The following is a 20136-nucleotide window of genomic DNA, read 5'->3' as shown; positions in this document are numbered from 1 at the left end:
GAACGATTCGGCCTAAAGTGACGTATTCCTGACCTCGCATCCGGTTTGCGGCCATGGGCCGGGCACGGAAAAACGAAAGCAGAACAAACGACTTATCGCTATTTGTTTTCAATATGCTGGCTCAGCCTTGCGAAATGAGAACAAATAGAGTACATACGGTTTCAATACTGCTTCATTGCCTGTGCGGCTTCAATAACCTAAAGGTGGTTCGGATGGCACAAAATTCTTTGCGTCTCGTAGAGGATAAATCGGTGGATAAAAGCAAGGCACTGGAAGCGGCGCTCTCCCAGATCGAACGGTCGTTCGGCAAGGGATCGATCATGAAGCTCGGTTCCAATGAAAACGTGGTTGAAGTGGAGACCGTTTCGACGGGTTCGCTCAGCCTGGATATCGCGCTCGGCATTGGCGGTCTGCCGAAGGGGCGCATCATTGAAATTTATGGCCCGGAAAGCTCGGGCAAGACGACTCTGGCATTGCAGACCATTGCCGAAGCCCAGAAGAAGGGCGGCATCTGCGCCTTCGTGGACGCCGAACATGCGCTCGATCCGGTCTATGCCCGCAAGCTCGGTGTGGATTTGCAGGGCCTTCTGATCTCGCAGCCGGATACGGGCGAACAGGCGCTGGAAATTACCGATACGCTGGTGCGTTCCGGCGCGGTTGACGTGCTTGTCGTCGACTCCGTTGCGGCGCTGACGCCGCGGGCGGAAATTGAAGGCGAGATGGGCGACAGCCTGCCGGGTCTTCAGGCCCGTCTGATGAGCCAGGCGCTGCGCAAGCTGACCGCTTCGATCTCCAAGTCGAAGTGCATGGTGATTTTCATCAACCAGATCCGCATGAAGATCGGTGTCATGTTCGGTTCGCCGGAAACGACGACGGGCGGTAACGCTCTGAAGTTCTATGCGTCCGTTCGCCTCGACATTCGCCGCATCGGCTCCGTCAAGGAGCGCGAAGAGGTTGTCGGCAACCAGACGCGCGTCAAGGTCGTCAAGAACAAGATGGCGCCGCCCTTCAAGCAGGTGGAATTCGACATCATGTATGGCGAAGGCGTTTCCAAGACCGGCGAGCTTGTCGATCTCGGCGTTAAGGCCGGCATCGTCGAAAAGTCCGGTGCATGGTTCTCCTATAACAGCCAGCGTCTGGGGCAGGGGCGTGAAAACGCCAAGATATTCCTGCGCGACAATCCGGAAACGGCCAATGAAATCGAACTGGCGCTGCGCCAGAATGCCGGCCTGATCGCCGACCGCTTCCTGCAGAATGGCGGCCCGGAAGCCGGTGACAGCGACGGTGACGACGGCTGATTTGGGTGACGCCGCGGGGTGTGTTCCGCCCCGCTGCTGCGCTGGATATGAATTGGCATAACAAAAAGGCCGTGCGATTTGCCTCGCATGGCCCTTTTTGTTTGTCGGCGCGCCTTCGCGGGCCTCCATGGCTGGACAGGGCCGGGTGCGGACGATAAAAGCCAGTGATTTTGCAATATAGCCATCCTTCGGGGTGGAAGTGATGGACTCCAGCTGTGAGCGGTGTGTGGGCATGAGCGGTGTGAATGAAATTCGGTCGACCTTTCTCGACTACTTCAAGAAGAACGGACACGAGATCGTGCCCTCCAGCCCGCTGGTGCCGCGCAACGATCCGACACTGATGTTCACCAATGCCGGCATGGTGCAGTTCAAGAACGTCTTCACCGGTCTTGAAAGCCGTCCCTATTCCACGGCCGCTTCGGCGCAGAAGTGCGTGCGCGCCGGCGGCAAGCATAACGACCTCGACAATGTCGGTTATACCGCCCGTCACCACACGTTTTTCGAAATGCTCGGCAATTTCTCCTTCGGCGATTATTTCAAGGAAGAAGCGATCACCCATGCCTGGAACCTGATCACCAAGGAATTCGGCATCGACCGCAACCGTCTGCTGGTCACCGTCTACCACACCGACGACGAGGCCTTTAACCTCTGGAAGAAGATCGCCGGTTTCTCTGACGACCGTATCATCCGCATCCCGACCAGCGACAATTTCTGGGCGATGGGTGATACCGGCCCCTGCGGCCCCTGTTCGGAAATCTTCTACGATCATGGCGATCATATCTGGGGCGGCCCGCCCGGCTCGCCGGAAGAAGATGGCGACCGTTTCATCGAAATCTGGAACCTCGTCTTCATGCAATATGAGCAGCTGACGAAGGAAGAGCGCATCGACCTGCCGCGCCCGTCGATCGACACCGGCATGGGTCTTGAGCGTATTTCGGCGCTGCTGCAGGGCAAGCATGACAATTACGATACGGACCTGTTCCGCGCGCTGATTTCCGCTTCCGTGGAAGCGACCGGCGTTCCGGCCGAAGGCGAAAAGCGCGCCAGCCACCGCGTCATCGCTGACCATCTGCGGTCGTCCGCCTTCCTGATCGCCGATGGCGTTCTGCCGTCGAACGAAGGTCGCGGTTATGTTCTGCGCCGCATCATGCGCCGCGCCATGCGCCACGCCGAGCTTCTCGGCGCGCGCGAGCCGCTGATCTACAAGCTTTTGCCGGCGCTTGTGCAGCAGATGGGCCGCGCCTATCCGGAACTGGTCCGTGCCGAGGCGCTGATTTCCGAGACGCTGAAGCTTGAGGAAACCCGTTTCCGCAAGACGCTGGAACGCGGCCTGTCGCTGCTTTCCGATGCCACTTCGACACTTCACAAGGGCGACATGCTGGATGGCGAGACCGCCTTCAAGCTTTACGACACCTATGGCTTCCCGCTGGACCTGACGCAGGATGCGCTGCGCGCCCGCGAAATCGGTGTCGATATTTCCGGTTTCACCGACGCGATGGAGCGCCAGAAGGCCGAAGCCCGCTCGCACTGGGCCGGTTCCGGTGACAAGGCGACCGAGACGATCTGGTTCGAGCTCAAGGAAAAGCTCGGCGCGACCGAGTTCCTTGGTTACGACACGGAAACCGCCGAAGGCGTCATCCTGGCGATCGTCAAGGACGGCAAGTCGGTGGATAGCGCTGCCGATGGCGAGACGGTGCAGGTCGTCGTCAACCAGACGCCGTTTTATGGCGAGTCCGGCGGCCAGATGGGCGATACCGGCGTGATTTCCGGCGACAATGGCGCCTTTGCCGTTTCCGATACTCAGAAGAAGGGCGAAGGCCTCTTTGTGCATTTGGGCACGGTCTCCAAGGGCGGTCTGAAAGTTGGCGATGCCGTTCAGCTGACGGTCGATCATGACCGCCGCTCGCGTCTGCGCGCCAACCATTCCGCCACCCACCTGTTGCACGAGGCGCTGCGCGAAGTGCTCGGCACCCACGTTGCCCAGAAGGGTTCGCTGGTTGCGCCCGAGCGCCTGCGCTTCGACGTTTCGCATCCGAAGCCGATGTCGGCCGAGGAGCTGAAGGTCGTCGAAGAGATGGCGAACGAAATCGTGCTGCAGAACTCGCCGGTTGTCACCCGCCTGATGAGCGTCGACGACGCCATTGCCGAGGGCGCCATGGCGCTGTTCGGTGAAAAATACGGTGACGAAGTTCGCGTTGTCTCCATGGGCACCGGCCTGCATGGCGCAAAAGCCAACCGTCCCTATTCCGTCGAGCTTTGCGGCGGCACGCATGTGGCGGCCACCGGCCAGATCGGCCTCATTCGCATTCTCGGCGAAAGCGCCGTCGGTGCGGGCGTGCGCCGTCTCGAAGCCGTGACCGGGCAGGGCGCGCTTGCATATCTGGCCGAACAGGATGAGCGGGTGAAGGCGCTCGCTTCTTCGCTGAAGGTGCAGCCGGGCGATGTACTGTCGCGTGTCGAAGGTCTGCTCGATGAGCGCAAGAAGCTGGAGCGCGAACTTGCCGATGCCCGCCGGAAGCTTGCCATGGGTGGCGGTTCGGCGGATGCCGGCGCAAGCGACGTCAAGCAGGTCGCGGGCGTCAACTTCCTGGCGAAATCCATGTCCGGCATCGATGCCAAGGATCTCAAGGGTCTTGCCGATGAGGCCAAGGCCAATCTCGGCTCGGGCGTCGTGCTGTTGATCGCCGTTTCCGAAGACGGCAAGGCAAGCGCTGTCGCTGCCGTGACCGAAGATCTGACAGCCCGTTTCAGCGCTGTCGATATCGTCCGCACCGCTTCCGCCGCACTTGGCGGCAAGGGCGGCGGCGGTCGCCCTGACATGGCGCAGGCGGGTGGTCCCGATGGCGCAAAGGCGCAGGATGCCATCGAAGCGGTGGCAGCGGCCCTGGCGGCCTAGCCAGTGTAAATTGAAAAGGGCGGGGTTTTACCCGCCCTTTTGCTTTCGGTTCAAGCCGTCCGGTGCAGGGACGGTTGGCGCAGGTCTTCCCGTCTTTCAGCCCGCCGCCTGCAAATTCTTTGCCGCTTCCTCATCTAGTTGTGCTGCCCGCTTGAAGGCCGGGCGGTCGGTGAGGTGGGCCATGTAATCGAGAAAGGCCGGGCGTTTTTCGATGGTGCCGAAATGCAGGCCCCAGCCGACATGGGCGCCGACATAGACATCCGCCGCCGTGAATAGATCGCCGGCGATGAAGCGGTTTTCGCTGACGGCCCGCTCAAGCGTATTCATCACATCCGCATAGCTGCCGCAGCCGGCCATGCGCAGCTTCTCCTTGGGCACTTCGAAACCCATCGCCTTCATGCTCGCTGCCATTTCCAGCGGGCCTGCGGCGAAGAACATCCAGCGATAATAGAGCCCGCGCGCCTTGGGTGTGGGCGCAAGGTTCGCACCGGGAAAGGCATCGGCAAGATAGGCGCAGATCGCTGCCGCCTCGGTAACGATGGTATCGCCGTGTTTGATGGCGGGCACCTTCGCCATCGGATTTATCAGCCGGTAGGCGGGCGATTTCATCGAGGTCTCGAAGCCCAGTATTTCCGTTCTGTAAGGAACGCCCACTTCCTCAAGCATCCATCGCGCGATGCGTCCGCGCGACATGGGGTTGGTGTAGAAGATCAATTCACTCATGCTTTTGCCTCCCCAAGCAAAATCGTTGAAGCATCATGGGAAAACCGATGCGGATTTCGCGCCTGCGCTTTGCATTTTTAAAGTTCGCAACATCCTTCGCGTGTTCCCTAAGATCGCGCCGATGCTCCGATGAACGTTTGACTGTGCCGGGCAAGTTATGTGCAAATAGATGCTGTTTAAGCTTTGTCTTATTGTTGTACTGGCCGCAGCACGCGGAATCGAAGTCTGCGCCTAGTACAACGGCTAATCAAGATACTGTGAACAAAAAAGAAAACCCGGCGCTGAGGCCGGGTTTTGAAGTCGCTGGGAAGGCTGGCTTAAGCCGCCATTGCCTTCTTGAGGTTTTCGTCGATCTTGTCGAGGAAGGCGGTGGTGGAGAGCCAGGGCTGGTCCGGTCCGATGAGGAGCGCCAGATCCTTGGTCATGTAGCCGCTTTCGACGGTGTCGACGCAGACGGTTTCGAGCGTTGCTGCGAACTTTGCCAGTTCCGCATTGTCGTCCAGCTTGGCGCGGTGGGCGAGGCCACGGGTCCAGGCGAAGATCGAAGCGATCGAGTTGGTCGAGGTTTCCTGACCCTTCTGGTGCTGGCGATAGTGGCGGGTAACCGTGCCGTGTGCCGCTTCGGCTTCAACCGTGCGGCCATCGGGAGACAGGAGAACCGAGGTCATCAGGCCGAGCGAGCCGAAGCCCTGAGCAACCGTGTCGGACTGCACGTCGCCGTCATAGTTCTTGCAGGCCCAGATGTAGCCGCCGGACCACTTCAGAGCGGAAGCGACCATGTCGTCGATCAGGCGGTGCTCGTAGGTGATGCCGATTTCGTCGAACTGCTTCTTGAATTCGGTCTGGTAGACTTCTTCGAAGATATCCTTGAAGCGGCCGTCATAGGCCTTGAGGATGGTGTTCTTCGTGGAGAGGTAAACCGGCCACTTGCGCATCAGGCCATAGTTCATGGAGGCGCGGGCGAATTCGCGGATGGATTCGTCGAGGTTGTACATGGCAAGCGCCACGCCGGCGCTCGGGGCGTCGAAGACGTCCTTTTCGATGACCTGGCCGTCTTCACCAACGAACTTGATGGTCAGCTTGCCCTTGCCGGGGAACTTGAAATCGGTTGCCTTGTACTGGTCGCCGAAAGCGTGACGGCCGACGACGATCGGCTTGGTCCAGCCGGGAACGAGGCGCGGAACGTTCTTGCAGATGATCGGCTCGCGGAAGATGACGCCGCCCAGAATGTTGCGGATCGTGCCGTTCGGGCTCTTCCACATCTGCTTCAGGCCGAATTCCTCGACGCGCTGCTCATCCGGGGTGATGGTCGCGCACTTGATGCCGACGCCATGCTTCTTGATGGCGTGCGCCGCATCGACGGTCACCTGGTCGTTGGTGGCGTCGCGGTTTTCAACCGAGAGGTCGTAATATTCGATGTCGAGATCGAGGTATGGCAGGATCAGCTTGTCCTTGATGAGCTGCCAGATGATACGGGTCATTTCGTCGCCGTCGAGATCGACGACCGGATTGGCTACCTTGATCTTTGCCATGAATTCCTCACCTTCGAAGCTGTGGCGCCGGATGGCGCCGGTATCCGGAAAAATATCCGGTGCGGCTATAGCATCGCGCGCGCCTGAGGCAAAGCCATGGGGGGCGCTTTTTTGGCGCAGCGCAATAACGCTTTGCGCATTGCCAAACCACAATGCCGGAATACAGTCAGGCGAATCGCTTCGCCCGTCTGTCGGGCCTATCCCGGGATCACATCATGCGGAATATTCTGCTTCTGACTGCCGCCGTCCTCTTTTCGCATAGCGCGCTCGCCGCCGGGCCTGCCGATCCCGTCCAGAAGGTGATGGATATCACCGTCAAGAACTGGTCGGGCGAGGCGGAAAACTGGAAATACGTTTTCGACGAGGACATGCTGACCAGCCTCTTCAGCAAGGATTTCGTCGCGCAATATCGTGAAGCCTCCAAGAAGCCGGCTTACGAGGCCGAAAGCGGCGAGACCGGCGATCCCTTCGGTTACGATGTCGTGACGAACTCGCAGGATGGCTGCCCGCTGGCCGATGTTTCCGTGACGCCGGGCGCGGTGAAGGACGGCGTGACGGACGTGACCGCAAAGTTCAAGCTCTGGGCCTGCATGGACGAGGCGGAGATGAAGGCGACGGTTGACGAAGTGCATTTCGATGTCATCGAGGAAGACGGCCGCCCGGTCATCAGCGATATTCACCGGGTTGGCGATGAGGGCAGGGATTCGCTGCGCGAAGAAATGGCGAATATCATCAAGGGGGAGCAATAAGGCGTGTCTTGCCAGCGGGGTGGAGCCAGGCTTTCTCCGCGCCGGCTTTGATTTTGGCGCCGATCTGTGCCAGTGAAGCGCGCTTTAGCGCGTCGGGCTGAAAATCGATGCGACGCTTCAACACACGGACAAAAGACGATGGCAGGCACAAACAGCGATCTCGAACTTGTGGCGGAAGGCCCGGCGATCATTCTCGTCGAACCGCAGCTCGGCGAAAATATCGGCATGGTGGCGCGGGCCATGGCCAATTTCGGCCTGGCCGAATTGCGTCTGGTCAATCCGCGTGACGGCTGGCCGAGCGAGAAGGCGCGCGCCGCAGCCTCCAAGGCCGATCACGTCATTGACGCCACGAAGGTATTCGAGACGCTGGAAGAAGCGATCAAGGACCTGAACTTCGTTTATGCCACGACCGCGCGCGAGCGCTACGGTTTCAAGCCGGTGCGTGCGCCCGTCACCGCCGCCGATACGCTCAGGGCAAAATTCAAGGCTGGCGAAAAGACCGGTATCCTCTTCGGCCGCGAGCGCTGGGGGCTGACCAATGAGGAAGTGGCGCTGGCCGACGAGATCGTGACATTTCCGGTCAATCCCGCTTTTGCCTCGCTCAATATCGCGCAGGCCGTGCTTTTGATGTCCTATGAATGGATGAAATCCGGCATGGACGATCTGGGAGAGACGCTTTTCCAGTCCGTCGAGCAGCGTCCTTCGACCAAGGAACAGGTTTTCGGCCTGTTCGAACATATCGAGGAAGCGCTGGATGCGCGGGGTTATTTTCATCCCGCTGAAAAAAAGCCGAAAATGGTCGACAATCTGCGCGCCGTGCTGTCGCGACGCGGGTTTTCCGAGCAGGAAATCAGCGTTTTCCGTGGCGTGATCAATTCGCTCGACCGCTTTCCCCGGCAATGGCCGAAGCAAGCGGGAAGGGCAGCGGGGCCGTCGGTTGAGGGAGCAGGGGAGAATGCTGAAGACGAGTGAGGCGGCGGCCGATGTGCTGAAACCGGTGCTGGTGTTCGATTCCGGCATTGGCGGGCTGACCGTGCTGCGCGAGGCGCGGGTGCTGATGCCCGAGCGCGGCTTCATCTATGTGGCCGACGATGCGGGTTTTCCCTATGGCGGCTGGGAGGAGGAAGCGCTGAAGGCGCGCATTCTTTCGCTCTTTGACAAGCTGCTGGACGACTATAGCCCGGAAGTCTGCATCATCGCCTGCAACACCGCCTTCACGCTCGCTGGCGCGGATCTTCGCGCCCGCTTTCCGCAGATGACCTTCGTTGGCACTGTGCCCGCCATCAAGCCGGCAGCGGAGCGCACCCGCTCGGGCCTCGTTTCCGTGCTGGCGACACCGGGCACCGTCAAGCGCGCCTATACGCGCGATCTCATTCAGTCCTTCGCCAGCCAATGTCATGTCCGCCTCGTCGGCTCTGAAAACCTGGCGCGCATGGCAGAAAGCTGGATCAGGGGCGAGCCGGTTTCGGATGAGGCGGTGCTTGCCGAAATCGAACCCTGCTTCATCGACAGCGAGGGAAAACGCACGGATATCGTCGTTCTTGCCTGCACCCATTACCCCTTCATGGCCAATCTGTTTCGCAGGCTGGCGCCATGGCCGGTGGATTGGCTTGACCCCGCCGAGGCGATTGCGCGGCGCGCGCGCCACCTTGTGCCGCTGCCGCAGGATGCCGAGCATCCGGATGGTTTCGATTTTGCCGTCTTCACCTCCGGCAAGCCGGATTTCGCCACCCGGCGGCTGATGCAGGGTTTCGGTCTCAGCGTTTCGGCAGCCTGAGCGCCTGTTGTATTTTTGCATCTGTTTTATCCGTCTTTTGCAATTCGAGATTGCGACCACTTGTCGCGCCGGATTTCTTGTGTAAGATGCACCTTGTCTGTAACCGCTATAAATGGAGGCGTGGAATGACCAATGACATCAATATGCGCCTTAACGGCATGTCAGGCCTTTCCGGCATGTTTATCGGCGGTTATGTGATGCGAGGCATCTCCCTCCGATAAGGCTTATGGCCTGATTTCCCTGCCGTTTGGCATTTTCACTTCGTCCGACATGTGATTTGCGCGTTCGCGTGGCATGAGTGCTGCGCGCACCGTTTCGGCATGTCGTTTTCCATCGATAAAGGACCTGGCCGCTTTGCCGCGCCGGGATGGATTTCCCATGCAGAAAAATCAACCATTGGTAGCATATGCGCTGCCGGATGCGGTCGATCGCTTGTTCGTCACATTCGGTGTTTGGAAAACCCTGAAAGCGGTTCTCATTGCCGCACTGGTGCCGCGTGCACCGCCGACCGATCCTGCCGATCTGCCAGAGCGCCTGCTGGTCGATATCGGCCTTGACCCGTCGCGGGTGAAGCGGCGGCGGGCTTGGGAGGTCCCTCACTGGGCGCCCCGGTTTTGATTGGCAAAGGCCTCTCCGGCAAAGAAATGTCGGGGTGGCCGCCGCATCTCTGCCGTTACGTATCGTATAGCGATGCGATACAGGATACGCTGTTCTTATGATCGTCAGTTTCCGACACAAAGGACTGGAAGCTTTTTATCGTTCCGGGACGACCAAGGGTATTCAGCCTGCGCATGCCGCCAAGCTTGGCCGAATACTAACCTTGCTTGAGGTTGCGGCAGGCGTTCCCGATCTTAATCTTCCTGGTCTCAAACTTCATCCGTTAAAGGGTGATATGAGGGGCCACTGGTCCATATGGGTGAATGGAAACTGGCGTGTGACGTTTCGATTTCTGGATAGCGACGTCGAACTTGTCGACTATCAGGATTATCACTTAAGGGAATTGTTCCAATGATGAAATTTCCTGTTCATCCCGGTGAGTTGTTACGGGAAGAGGTTATTGCCGCACTTCAGCTTTCCGTAACAGACGCTGCTGAAAGGCTTGGAATGTCGCGCGTAGCGCTTTCGCGGGTCTTGAACGGACGGGCAGGGGTCAGCCCAGACCTTGCCTTACGGTTGGAGCGGGCAGGGGTCAGCACCGCGCGGGCATGGCTTGCCATGCAGTCGAATTACGATCTTGCACAGGCGATGAAACGTGAGCAGCCGCCCGTTCGTCCGTTGGATGACAGGGCGGCATAATCTTCGAAGATTTGGCTTGATACCTTCTGGTTTTGGTGGCTTGCTCCCAAAGATCAGATAGGGAGATTCCTCATGCCGCTGGAAAACTGGCTGGCCTTCGTGGCCGCATCCGCCATCATGCTCGCCATTCCGGGACCCACGATCCTGCTGGTGATTTCTTATGCGCTGGGCCATGGCCGCAAGGCCAGCACGGCGACGGTGACGGGCGTGGCGCTTGGTGATTTCACCGCAATGACGGCTTCCATGCTGGGGCTCGGCGCGCTGCTTGCCACATCGGCGGCGCTTTTCACCGGGCTGAAATGGATCGGTGCGGCTTATCTCGTCTATCTCGGCATCAAGCTGTGGCGTTCGCCGGTCAGCGGCGAGGGGGCGGAAGGGACGGGCGTGACCGGCCGCGAAAGGCCGCTCAAAATCTTCCTGCATGCCTATATCGTCACCGCGCTGAACCCGAAGAGCATCGTGTTCTTCGTGGCCTTCCTGCCGCAGTTTCTGGTGCCGACGCTGCCTTTCTGGCCGCAGGTGCTGATTTTCGAAGTCACATTCCTGGTGCTTGCCACTGTCAATGCGGCGCTTTATGGACTTCTGGCAAGTGCCGCCCGCAATACGATCCGCAAGCCGAAGGTTCAGCGCATCGTCAACCGCACGGGCGGCGGTCTCCTGATCGGCGCCGGCCTCATTACCTTCGGCTGGAAGAGGGCGGTCGCGCCGTAAGGCAGCTCTCGATCGCCTGAAATTCGGACATAACAAAATGGCATTGCCGCATATATTTCTTGCCCTGATCACCGTGTTTTTGTGGGGCTTCAACTTCGTCGTCATCAAGGTGGGCGTCGCCGATATGCCGCCCCTGTTTCTGACGGGTGTGCGTTATCTCTTTGCGGCGGTGCCCCTGGTGTTCTTCCTGCCGAAACCCAATGTGCCTTGGAGACACATGATCGTTTACGGCATGGCCATGGGCTTCGTGCAGTTCGGCCTGCTTTATCCCGCCATCAAGCTCGGGCTGCCGGCGGGGCTCGCTTCGCTGGTCATGCAGTCGCAGGCCTTCTTCACGCTGGCGCTTGCCGTGGTGTTTCTCGGTGAACGGCCATTGCCGTCGCAGGTCTTCGGCGCGATCATCGCTTTTGGCGGGCTGGCGGTCATCGGTGTGGAGCGGATGACGGCGGCGGCGCTGGTACCGCTTCTGATGGGCGTCGGTTCCGCGATTGCCTGGGCCTGTGGCAACATCGTCAATCGCCGCATCGGTCAGGTCAATGCCGTCTCTTTCGTCGCCTGGACCAGTCTTGTGCCTGTTCTGCCATTGATCCTGCTGTCCCTCGTGGTGGAAGGGCCGGAAGCGATTGCCGAAGGGGTTGCCAATGCGACCCCGACCATGGCTTTTGTGGTTATCTACATGGCCTATGGCGCGACGATCGTGGGTGCTGGGATATGGAGTTACCTACTTCTGCGCTATCCGGCTGGAACGGTGGCGCCATTTTCGCTGCTGGTGCCAATTGTCGGGTTTATCAGCGCGTACCTCGCTTTTGCCGAACATATTACCGTTTTCGAAGTGGTCGGCGCAGCACTGGTCATTCTGGGGCTCGCGCTCAACGTCTTTGGCCGGCGCATCGGCGCTTCACGCTTTTGGGTGAGGTCTGCGCAGGGCTAAGAGCGAATTGCCTGTGCATTATCGGCATGGGTGAGACGCAACAGGCATTTTTTTGGTAAAGACCATGTTCGGCCGTTCTTTGAGGGAATCGGTCCTGATATGCAGCACAGGGAATGGAACATTGCAGGTCGGTATCGACATGGGAACCCTATCGGGCGGGCAGCAGGCCAAGCTCGATATTGAAGAATTGCTTGCGACGCGCCTGCTGGTGCAGGGCAATTCCGGTTCCGGCAAGTCGCATCTGCTGCGCCGGCTGCTCGAGCAATCGGCGCCATGGGTGCAGCAGGTCATCATCGATCCCGAAGGTGATTTCGTCACGCTTTCCGACAAGTTCGGTCATGTGGTGGTGGATGGCGAGCGTACCGAAGCGGAGCTTGCCGGCATAGCCAACCGCATTCGCCAGCACCGCGTTTCCTGCGTGCTGACGCTGGAAGGCCTCGATATCGAACAGCAGATGCGGGCCGCCGCCGCCTTCCTCAACGGCATGTTCGATGCGGATCGTGAATATTGGTATCCGGTGCTTGTGGTGGTGGACGAAGCGCAGATGTTTGCGCCCTCCGTTGCTGGTGAAGTCACGGAAGATGCCCGCAAGGCCTCGCTTGGCGCGATGACCAATCTGATGTGCCGTGGCCGTAAACGTGGTCTTGCCGGCGTCATCGCCACGCAGCGATTGGCCAAGCTTGCAAAGAACGTGGCCGCGGAAGCCTCCAACTTCCTGATGGGCCGCACCTTCCTCGATATCGACATGGCGCGCGCGGCCGATCTGCTCGGCATGGACCGGCGGCAGGCGGAAATGTTCCGCGATCTGCAGCGCGGCAATTTCGTGGCGCTTGGCCCGGCGCTGTCGCGTCGGCCGCTGCCCATCGTCATCGGCCCGGTGGAAACCTCGGCGCGTTCCTCCTCGCCGAAGCTGATGCCGCTGCCGGATGCGCCTGAGGATGTGGAAGACCTGATCTTCACGCCGGATCCGGAAGAGTTTACGCGCGCCGCGGTGCGCCGTACGCCGCCTGCACCGCGCCCGACCAACGACATTCTCGCCGAGCTTTCCCGCTCCACGCCCGCTGCCGTTGGTCCTTCGCCCGAGCCGTCGCTCCGGGCTGGGCAGCCAGAGATGACACCGGAGGAGCGCGAGGAGAAGATCGCCGCGGTGCTTGTCGAAATTCTCGACGATCCGCAATCGGCCTATCGCACCGATGCCGTACTCTATCAGGATTTTCTGGTGCGCGCCCGTATGCGCCGTATTCCCGGCACGCCGATGACGCTGCCGGAATTCCGCCGACAGGTGGCGATTGCCCGCTCCGGCGTGGATGCGGCGATGGCGGCCAGCGAAGGCTGGCAAAAGGCGCTGGAACTGTCGACGTCGGTTTCCGACGACCTGCAGGGCGTTTTCCTGCTTCTGGTCAAGGCCGCTCTCGGCGAGGAGCCTTGTCCTTCGGATGCCCGCATCGCCCGCGCTTATGGCACCCATTCCGCCCGCCGCGCGCGGCGGCTGCTCGGTTATTTCGAGGAGAAGGAGCTTGTGGTGGTGCATGCCGATTTCTCCGGCAAGCGCATCGTGGCTTTCCCCGATCTCGATGCAAAAACCGCACCCGGCGATGCGGATGCGGCTGAGGATGATGCCAGACTGGCGGCGGAGTAATCGCTATTCCGCCAAAATCCGCACGGCGAAGCGGATCGTCGTGTATAGACCGACGAGGCTTAAAGCCAGCACGCAAACAATAGCGGCTATGACAAGTGCCGAGGCCAATCGGTGCGGCCGTTGATAGGGGCGGGTGCTGACATCCGTTTTTACGGGAGCGACCCGGGAGAGCTGCGCCGCTGTCCATCCGCTGCGTTCGAATTCCGGCGAGGCGATAAATTCCGCCAGATGCCGTTGCCGTCTTATGGAAGAGGGCAATTGCGCCAGAAAGCGCTGCGGTTCACGCCGGTTGTTTCTCGACAGGAATATATCGATCGCTTCCCTGAAACGTTCTTCGCGCGCGCCGGAGCAGAACAACATGCGCCCCGCTTCCACGAGGTCGTTCATCTCGAGCAGCACTTCGCCGTATTTTTGAAAGAGCACCAGATCGACTTCAGGATGGCTGAGCCTGCCTTGAAGGATTTCCTTCGCTCGCCAGAGTTTCTGTTCGGAAATGGCTTGGTCAACGGGTTCAAAGGTCATTTTAAAGCAATGAATTGAGAGTTTTTAATATTGTGAAAATAGATTTTGGTATTGGTCGTAATAATGCAGATTATAGGTTTCAGCATCAAAAAAGAAAGAGGAGGCGTCTTCGCCTCCTCAATTTACTGACAAACCTACTCACTCTCGACGTCATCCTTGGGCTTGTCCCTTAATAAAATCGAGACGTTGCAGGTGCTCGGGACAGGCCCGAGCATAACGGAAGAGAGCTTTCAGGACTTTGTCAGTGGTGCGAGGAGGCGTTTCCGCCTCCTCGTCGCATATTCTTACTCGATGGCCTTCGCTTCTTTCCGCGTCGCAATCAACGAACCGATGATGCCGGTTGCAAGGATGGCGACGGTGACGCCGAGAGAGACGGCGGGCGGGATCTTGGCGATGCCCAGCATATCGGCGACGAAAATCTTCGAACCGACGAAGACCAGAACCGCAGCCAGCGCATATTTCAGATAAGCGAAGCGGTGGATGAGGGCGGCGAGCGCAAAGTAAAGGGCGCGCAGACCGAGGATCGCGAAGATGTTCGACGTGTAGACGATAAACGGATCGGTGGTGATCGCGAAGATTGCCGGGATCGAATCGACTGCGAAGATCAGGTCGGCGATTTCGACCATGATGAGCGCCAGGAAGAGCGGCGTCACGAAGGTCTTGAGTTTGCCGGTGGTCTCATCGGTTTCCTTGACGAAGAATTTCTCGCCATGCAGCCTGTTTGTCACCGGAAGGTGACCGCGCAGGAACTTCAGGATGCGGTTATTGCCGATATCGGACTCGTCATGGTCGGACGAGAACAGCATCTTGAGGCCGGTGAAGACGAGGAAGGCCGCGAAGAGATAAAGCACCCAGTGGAAGTTTTCGACGATGGCCGCGCCGCCGGCGATCATGATGCCACGCAGGACGATGACGCCGAGGATGCCCCAGAGCAGCACGCGGTGCTGATATTGGCGGGGAATGGCGAAATAGGAGAAAATCATGGCGATGATGAAGATATTGTCCATCGCCAGGCTTTTTTCGACCACGAAGCCGGTGACATATTCCATCGCCGACTGTTCGCCGGACTGATACCAGATCCAGCCGCCGAAGGCCAAGCCGATGACAATATAGAAGCCCGACATCAGCAGGCTTTCACGAACGCCAATTTCCTTGGAGTTTTTATGCAGCACGCCTAGATCGAGCGCGAGAAGGCCAAGGACGAGGGAAATGAAGACCGCCCACATCCATGTGGGGGTGCCGAGAAAATCCGATAGAAGAAAGTCCATCAGTCAACCTTTAGCCGGACGAGGTTGGCTTTACGGATGGGGGACGTGAAACAGACATATACGTGGCCCCAACCTTAACAAACTCGACATCACGTGTTGTCCGGTAACACGCCAGAGGGGCCCGAGTTCTGATCACGATGGAGAGATGGGTGGGCACTTTCGCTTTTCAAGAGGAGACTTCAGAAAAAAGCGAAAGGCCTTGTTTGACAAATTCGTGAAAGCTCTGTAGAAGCCGCCCCAACGCCGGGCAGTGATGTCCGGTGTGTTTTGTTGACTGCCCTGCAGTTTAAGAACTGACGTTCGGCGGTCAATATCACCGACATGTCCCGTGGTTTCTCCATTTGCATGTGAGAAGCCTGTCAGAGGCCCTGAAACGGGCTTCAGAGGAGGGCGTGTTTCCTTGAACCGGTTTGGTAACAGACCGGCATAACCTTTTGAGAAGGAAATACGATGAGCAAGCGCGAATCGGCTAAGTATAAAATTGACCGCCGCATGGGCGAAAACATCTGGGGCCGTCCGAAGTCCCCGGTTAACCGCCGCGAATACGGCCCGGGCCAGCACGGACAGCGCCGCAAGGGCAAGATGAGCGACTTCGGCACGCAGCTGCGCGCCAAGCAGAAGCTTAAGGGCTACTACGGCGAACTGCGCGAAAAGCAGTTCCGCGCAACCTTCGACGAAGCAAACCGTCGTAAGGGTGACACTTCCGAAAACCTCATCGGCCTGCTCGAGTCGCGTCTGGACGCCATCGTCTACCGCGCCAAGTTCGTTCCTACCGTTTTCGCATCGCGCCAGTTCATCAACCATGGCCACGTCACGGTTAACGGCGTTCGCGTCAACATCGGTTCTTACCGCTGCAAGCCGGGCGACGTTATCGAAGTTCGCCAGAAGTCCAAGCAGCTCGTCACCGTTCTGGAAGCCGTTCAGCTCGCTGAGCGCGACGTTCCGGACTACATCGAAGTTGACCACAACAAGATGGTTGCGACCTACGCCCGCGTTCCGGCTCTCTCCGACGTTCCGTACCCGGTCGTCATGGAACCGCATCTGGTCGTCGAATTCTACTCGCGTTAATCGACGCGTTTCAGTATTCAGGAAGCCGCCCTTCGGGGCGGCTTTTTTGTTTGCGGGGAAGGCTTTGCATGCAGGACATTCAGGCGATCGTCGATTCCATCTATGACAGCATGGCGCCGAGGCTCGGCGAGGGGAAGGTTGCGGATTACATTCCCGAACTTGCCAAGGTCGATCCCAACCAGTTCGGCATCGCCATCACCACTGTCGATGGAACCACCTATACGGCCGGCAATGCGCTCACGCCATTTTCGATCCAGAGCATCTCCAAGGTATTCATGCTGACGCTCGCGCTCGGCAAGGCGGGGGAAACGGTGTGGAACCGGGTAGGGCGCGAGCCTTCGGGCTCCTCCTTCAACTCCATCGTCCAGCTGGAGCATGAGCACGGCATCCCACGCAATCCCTTCGTCAATGCCGGCGCGATCGTGGTGACCGATATCGTGCTTGCCGGCCACCAGCCGCGCGAGGCAATCGGTGAGCTTCTGCGTTTCGTGCGTTACCTCGCGGACGATGACACGATCAGCATCGACGATACGGTGGCGAAATCCGAGCAGGCGACGGGGTTCCGCAATTTCGCGCTCGCCAATTTCATGCGCTCCTTCGGCAATCTGCACCATCCCGTCGAATATACGCTCGGTGTTTATTTCCACCAGTGCGCACTTTCCATGACCTGCGCTCAGCTTTCCCGCGCTGGCCTTTTCCTAGCCAATCGCGGCCGCAATCCGTTGACCGGCCACACGGTCGTCTCGGACCGCCGTGCGCGGCGCATCAATGCGCTGATGTTGACCTGCGGCCATTATGACGGATCGGGCGATTTCGCCTATCATGTCGGCCTGCCGGGCAAGAGCGGTGTGGGCGGCGGCATCATGGCGGTGGCGCCAGGCAACGCGTCCATCGCGGTCTGGTCGCCGGGTCTCAACAAGGTCGGCAATTCGGCGCTCGGGTCACAGGCGCTGGAAATGCTGGCGACGAAAACCGGCTGGTCGGTTTTCGGGGCTTGATATTGCCGGCGGATGGGGGCATTGCCTGCATTAAGAACGGCAGTCGTGCCGGAGCGAGCTGATGATGAACATTCTCACCAAGATCGATGACTTTGTAGATCAGGCCGGGGCCGACCAGATCGGGTCGGATCAGGACGCGCCCGAGGAAAACGGCAGCTCGCATCCCCTGTTCGACAATGCACCGCGTTCGGTTTCCTTCAACAAGCTGCGCAAGCGGCTGCTGCGCAATGTGCGCCAAGCCTTTGAAGATTTCGGCATGCTGAACGGCCAGAAGCGTTGGCTTGTCGGCCTTTCCGGCGGCAAGGACAGCTATGGGCTGCTGGCGCTGCTGCTCGATCTGAAGTGGCGTGGCCTTTTGCCGGTGGAACTGATTGCCTGCAATCTCGATCAGGGTCAGCCTAATTTCCCCAAGCACGTGCTGCCGGAGTATCTGGCGAAGATCGGCGTTGCCCATCGCATCGAATATCGCGACACCTATTCCGTGGTGAAGGAAAAGGTGCCGTCCGGCGGCACTTACTGTTCGCTCTGTTCGCGGCTCCGGCGGGGCAATCTCTACCGCATCGCGCGGGAGGAGGGTTGCGACGCACTGCTGCTCGGCCATCATCGCGAGGATATTCTCGAAACCTTCTTCATGAACTTCTTCCACGGCGGCCGGCTGGCTGGCATGCCGGCGAAGCTTTTGAACGACGAGGGCGACCTGATGGTCATGCGTCCGCTTGCTTATTGCGCCGAGGAGGATATGGCGAAATTCGCGGCGGCGATGGAATTCCCGATCATTCCCTGCGACCTCTGCGGCTCGCAGGACGGGCTTCAGCGCAATGCCATGAAGGAGATGCTGGCGGATATCGAAAGGCGTATGCCCGGCCGCAAGGACGTGATGCTGAGGGCGCTTGCCCATGTCAATCCGTCGCATCTGCTCGATCCCAAGCTTTTTGATTTTTCGGCGCTTTCTGTCACCGGGGCGTCACCTGAAGAGCGTAGGGAGGCCAACTCCCCCTTATGAAGAAGTGCCCCGCCCGATGACCCTTTCCGACAAAGATATCGACTTCCTCGTTTCCACCGTTGCCGCTGCCGGCGCGAATGAAATTCTTCCCCGCTTCCGAAACCTGAGCGCCGGTGCGATCTCCGAAAAGACCTCCGCCGTCGATCTCGTCACCGAGGCCGATGTTCTGGCAGAAAAGGCGATCACCGCTGCTCTCCTTCAGCGATTTCCGAAGGCCCATATTGTCGGCGAAGAGACCTATGAGGCGGACCAATCCGTTATTCCCGCACTTGCCGATGCGCCGCTTGCCTTCGTGATCGATCCCATCGACGGCACTTTCAATTACGCTTCCGGTTTTCCCGCTTTCGGCACGCTGCTTGCGGTCACCGTCAAGGGTGAGACGGTGGCGGGCATCATCCACGATCCGGTGATGGGCGATACCATCGTTGCTTTGAAAGGCGAGGGCGCGTTTCTCAACCGCAGGAACGGTTCGCAGGCGAAGCTCAGGGTAGCCGATCCCGCGCCATTGTCCGACATGGTCGGCATCTTTTCCTGGGGCCACAGCCATCAGGATCGCCGGCCGGTGATTGCGGCCAATATGGCCAAGATCAAGATGGCGCTGTCACTCAATTGCTCGGCACATGAATACTGGCTCGCCTCGGCCGGCAAGCTGCATTTCATCGGCCATGAAAAGCTGATGCCGTGGGATCATCTCGCCGGTGTGCTCATTCATCAGGAGGCGGGCGGTTACACGGCCCGTTTCGACAATACGCCCTATCGGCCGGGGCAGACGGAGGGCGGCATTCTGTCTGCTCCCGACAAGGAAAGCTGGAAGATGCTGCGACGGGAAATCGTCGCCTTATAACATCGCGCTCAAATAGAAGGATATCGCCCATGGCTCTCGAACTCGACATCGCCTCTCTTGCCAATGCGCTTCAGGAGGCGGCGGCAGTAGAAATTCTGCCGCGGTTCCGTAATCTGGGCGAAGGCGATGTGCGGATGAAGACCGAGGCGATCGACCTCGTCACCGAGGCCGACGAGGCCGCAGAGCGGCTGATCCGTGCGCGTGCGCAGGACATCATGCCTGATGCATTGTTCATCGGCGAAGAGGCGGTGGCGGCGGATGCCTCGCTGCTCGGCAAGCTTGCCGATGCCGATCTTGCCGTGGTGGTCGATCCCATCGACGGCACCTATAATTTCGCTTCCGGCCTGCCGCTCTTCGGCGTGATGATGAGCGTCATCTCCAAGGGTGAGACCGTTGCCGGCCTGATCTTCGATCCGATGGGCAATGATTGGGCGATTGCCGAAAAGGGTTCCGGCGCGTGGCTTTGCAGCGCCGACGGTTCGCAGACGCAGATGTCGGTTGTGCCGGCGCCGGAATTGTCGCAGATGGTCGGCATCGCCAATACCGGCTATTTCGACGTGGAGACACGGCGTAAGATCCTGACGAACCTCGCCGATGTGCGGCTCTTCACCAGCTATCGCTGCGCGGCGCATGAGTACCGCCTGTTCTGCGGCGGCCACATGCATTTCCTGATGTATAACAAGCTGATGCCCTGGGACCATCTGGCCGGCACGCTGCTGTCGCAGGAGGCGGGCGCTTACGCGGCACGCCTCGACGGCTCGCCCTATCTGCCGAGCCATGTGGATGGCGGGCTGCTGCTCGCGCCGGATCAGGAGACGTGGGAACTGCTGCGGGAGAAGATTTTTACGGTTTGAGTCCGGAGTGACATTGGATAAATTGAA

At 59.4% G+C, this 20136-nt stretch carries 20 protein-coding genes; 16 read left to right on the top strand and 4 right to left on the bottom strand.

Annotation, left to right across the window (positions count from 1 at the left end):
• The first annotated feature begins 212 nt into the window (after positions 1-212).
• Together recA and alaS are read left to right on the top strand one after the other, a co-directional pair.
• Positions 213-1298 (top strand): recombinase RecA, encoded by a 1086-nt coding sequence (recA, locus tag AGR7B_RS09025; protein ID WP_003525161.1) that lies wholly within the window; start codon positions 213-215, stop codon positions 1296-1298.
• A gap of 232 nt (positions 1299-1530) precedes the next feature.
• A complete protein-coding gene (gene alaS, locus AGR7B_RS09020; protein WP_080856502.1) occupies positions 1531-4194 on the top strand; it encodes an alanine--tRNA ligase in 2664 nt (887 codons plus the stop codon).
• 96 nt (positions 4195-4290) lie between these two features.
• Here alaS and AGR7B_RS09015 read toward each other — a convergent pair whose 3' ends face one another.
• Together AGR7B_RS09015 and AGR7B_RS09010 are read right to left on the bottom strand one after the other, a co-directional pair.
• Positions 4291-4917, bottom strand: a complete 627-nt coding sequence (locus tag AGR7B_RS09015; RefSeq protein ID WP_080856501.1) for a glutathione S-transferase family protein — start codon at positions 4915-4917, stop codon at positions 4291-4293.
• A gap of 317 nt (positions 4918-5234) precedes the next feature.
• Positions 5235-6449 (bottom strand): NADP-dependent isocitrate dehydrogenase, encoded by a 1215-nt coding sequence (locus AGR7B_RS09010; protein ID WP_035210117.1) that lies wholly within the window; start codon positions 6447-6449, stop codon positions 5235-5237.
• 215 nt (positions 6450-6664) lie between these two features.
• Here AGR7B_RS09010 and AGR7B_RS09005 point away from each other — a divergent pair, with 215 nt between their 5' ends.
• From AGR7B_RS09005 to AGR7B_RS08965, 9 genes are all read left to right on the top strand, one after another.
• Positions 6665-7198: a hypothetical protein gene (locus tag AGR7B_RS09005; protein ID WP_162934091.1), complete on the top strand. Its 534-nt coding sequence runs from the start codon at positions 6665-6667 to the stop codon at positions 7196-7198.
• Between the two features lie 138 nt (positions 7199-7336).
• A complete protein-coding gene (locus AGR7B_RS09000) occupies positions 7337-8170 on the top strand; it encodes an RNA methyltransferase (RefSeq protein WP_078052767.1) in 834 nt (277 codons plus the stop codon).
• Positions 8154-8975, top strand: a complete 822-nt coding sequence (gene murI, locus AGR7B_RS08995) for a glutamate racemase (RefSeq protein ID WP_080856500.1) — start codon at positions 8154-8156, stop codon at positions 8973-8975. Before AGR7B_RS09000 ends, murI begins: the two co-directional genes overlap by 17 nt.
• A gap of 378 nt (positions 8976-9353) precedes the next feature.
• Positions 9354-9593: a hypothetical protein gene (locus AGR7B_RS08990; protein ID WP_080856499.1), complete on the top strand. Its 240-nt coding sequence runs from the start codon at positions 9354-9356 to the stop codon at positions 9591-9593.
• A 97-nt stretch (positions 9594-9690) separates the two neighbouring features.
• Positions 9691-9987, top strand: coding sequence for a type II toxin-antitoxin system RelE/ParE family toxin (locus AGR7B_RS08985; protein WP_078052769.1), 297 nt, complete (start codon positions 9691-9693; stop codon positions 9985-9987).
• Positions 9984-10271: a HigA family addiction module antitoxin gene (locus AGR7B_RS08980; RefSeq protein WP_020810458.1), complete on the top strand. Its 288-nt coding sequence runs from the start codon at positions 9984-9986 to the stop codon at positions 10269-10271. Before AGR7B_RS08985 ends, AGR7B_RS08980 begins: the two co-directional genes overlap by 4 nt.
• Before the next feature lie 72 nt (positions 10272-10343).
• On the top strand, positions 10344-10982 hold the full coding sequence (locus AGR7B_RS08975; protein ID WP_080856498.1) for a LysE family translocator: 639 nt from the start codon (positions 10344-10346) through the stop codon (positions 10980-10982).
• 37 nt (positions 10983-11019) lie between these two features.
• Positions 11020-11913, top strand: a complete 894-nt coding sequence (locus tag AGR7B_RS08970) for an EamA family transporter (protein ID WP_080856497.1) — start codon at positions 11020-11022, stop codon at positions 11911-11913.
• 121 nt (positions 11914-12034) lie between these two features.
• Positions 12035-13552, top strand: a complete 1518-nt coding sequence (locus AGR7B_RS08965) for a helicase HerA domain-containing protein (RefSeq protein ID WP_162934090.1) — start codon at positions 12035-12037, stop codon at positions 13550-13552.
• Positions 13553-13555: 3 nt separating this feature from the next.
• Here the strand turns inward: AGR7B_RS08965 and AGR7B_RS08960 are convergent, their stop codons facing one another.
• Both AGR7B_RS08960 and AGR7B_RS08955 read right to left on the bottom strand, forming a co-directional pair.
• On the bottom strand, positions 13556-14074 hold the full coding sequence (locus tag AGR7B_RS08960) for a hypothetical protein (RefSeq protein ID WP_078052772.1): 519 nt from the start codon (positions 14072-14074) through the stop codon (positions 13556-13558).
• 284 nt (positions 14075-14358) lie between these two features.
• Entirely contained in the window at positions 14359-15342 is a 984-nt protein-coding gene (locus AGR7B_RS08955) for a TerC family protein (RefSeq protein WP_080856496.1), read from the bottom strand.
• Between the two features lie 450 nt (positions 15343-15792).
• On the opposite strand from AGR7B_RS08955, the gene rpsD reads away from it, so the two are divergent.
• The 5 genes from rpsD (at position 15793) to AGR7B_RS08930 (ending at position 20109) form a co-directional block, all read left to right on the top strand.
• Positions 15793-16410 carry a 30S ribosomal protein S4 gene (rpsD, locus tag AGR7B_RS08950; RefSeq protein ID WP_003520423.1) on the top strand — a complete coding sequence of 206 codons (618 nt, stop codon included), beginning with the start codon at positions 15793-15795 and terminating at the stop codon, positions 16408-16410.
• 68 nt (positions 16411-16478) lie between these two features.
• Positions 16479-17408 (top strand): glutaminase, encoded by a 930-nt coding sequence (locus tag AGR7B_RS08945; RefSeq protein ID WP_003520424.1) that lies wholly within the window; start codon positions 16479-16481, stop codon positions 17406-17408.
• A 61-nt stretch (positions 17409-17469) separates the two neighbouring features.
• Positions 17470-18411 carry a tRNA 2-thiocytidine(32) synthetase TtcA gene (gene ttcA, locus AGR7B_RS08940; protein WP_162934089.1) on the top strand — a complete coding sequence of 314 codons (942 nt, stop codon included), beginning with the start codon at positions 17470-17472 and terminating at the stop codon, positions 18409-18411.
• 16 nt (positions 18412-18427) lie between these two features.
• Positions 18428-19255, top strand: a complete 828-nt coding sequence (locus tag AGR7B_RS08935; RefSeq protein ID WP_080856495.1) for an inositol monophosphatase family protein — start codon at positions 18428-18430, stop codon at positions 19253-19255.
• A gap of 29 nt (positions 19256-19284) precedes the next feature.
• Positions 19285-20109 (top strand): inositol monophosphatase family protein, encoded by an 825-nt coding sequence (locus AGR7B_RS08930; RefSeq protein ID WP_080856494.1) that lies wholly within the window; start codon positions 19285-19287, stop codon positions 20107-20109.
• The last annotated feature ends 27 nt before the right edge of the window (positions 20110-20136 follow it).

The sequence above is a fragment of the Agrobacterium deltaense RV3 genome, assembly GCF_900013505.1.
GTDB lineage: Bacteria > Pseudomonadota > Alphaproteobacteria > Rhizobiales > Rhizobiaceae > Agrobacterium > Agrobacterium leguminum.
Note: the sequence above shows the minus strand (reverse complement) of the source record. Positions and strands in the feature narration are given on the sequence as shown.

Coding starts and splice junctions, on each gene's coding strand:
- recA (WP_003525161.1), top strand. CDS start 213: ATGGCACAAAATTCTTTGCGTCTCGTAGAGGATAAATCGGTGGATAAA.
- alaS (WP_080856502.1), top strand. CDS start 1,531: ATGAGCGGTGTGAATGAAATTCGGTCGACCTTTCTCGACTACTTCAAG.
- AGR7B_RS09015 (WP_080856501.1), bottom strand. CDS start 4,917: ATGAGTGAATTGATCTTCTACACCAACCCCATGTCGCGCGGACGCATC.
- AGR7B_RS09010 (WP_035210117.1), bottom strand. CDS start 6,449: ATGGCAAAGATCAAGGTAGCCAATCCGGTCGTCGATCTCGACGGCGAC.
- AGR7B_RS09005 (WP_162934091.1), top strand. CDS start 6,665: ATGCGGAATATTCTGCTTCTGACTGCCGCCGTCCTCTTTTCGCATAGC.
- AGR7B_RS09000 (WP_078052767.1), top strand. CDS start 7,337: ATGGCAGGCACAAACAGCGATCTCGAACTTGTGGCGGAAGGCCCGGCG.
- murI (WP_080856500.1), top strand. CDS start 8,154: ATGCTGAAGACGAGTGAGGCGGCGGCCGATGTGCTGAAACCGGTGCTG.
- AGR7B_RS08990 (WP_080856499.1), top strand. CDS start 9,354: ATGCAGAAAAATCAACCATTGGTAGCATATGCGCTGCCGGATGCGGTC.
- AGR7B_RS08985 (WP_078052769.1), top strand. CDS start 9,691: ATGATCGTCAGTTTCCGACACAAAGGACTGGAAGCTTTTTATCGTTCC.
- AGR7B_RS08980 (WP_020810458.1), top strand. CDS start 9,984: ATGATGAAATTTCCTGTTCATCCCGGTGAGTTGTTACGGGAAGAGGTT.
- AGR7B_RS08975 (WP_080856498.1), top strand. CDS start 10,344: ATGCCGCTGGAAAACTGGCTGGCCTTCGTGGCCGCATCCGCCATCATG.
- AGR7B_RS08970 (WP_080856497.1), top strand. CDS start 11,020: ATGGCATTGCCGCATATATTTCTTGCCCTGATCACCGTGTTTTTGTGG.
- AGR7B_RS08960 (WP_078052772.1), bottom strand. CDS start 14,074: ATGACCTTTGAACCCGTTGACCAAGCCATTTCCGAACAGAAACTCTGG.
- AGR7B_RS08955 (WP_080856496.1), bottom strand. CDS start 15,342: ATGGACTTTCTTCTATCGGATTTTCTCGGCACCCCCACATGGATGTGG.
- rpsD (WP_003520423.1), top strand. CDS start 15,793: ATGAGCAAGCGCGAATCGGCTAAGTATAAAATTGACCGCCGCATGGGC.
- AGR7B_RS08945 (WP_003520424.1), top strand. CDS start 16,479: ATGCAGGACATTCAGGCGATCGTCGATTCCATCTATGACAGCATGGCG.
- ttcA (WP_162934089.1), top strand. CDS start 17,470: ATGATGAACATTCTCACCAAGATCGATGACTTTGTAGATCAGGCCGGG.
- AGR7B_RS08935 (WP_080856495.1), top strand. CDS start 18,428: ATGACCCTTTCCGACAAAGATATCGACTTCCTCGTTTCCACCGTTGCC.
- AGR7B_RS08930 (WP_080856494.1), top strand. CDS start 19,285: ATGGCTCTCGAACTCGACATCGCCTCTCTTGCCAATGCGCTTCAGGAG.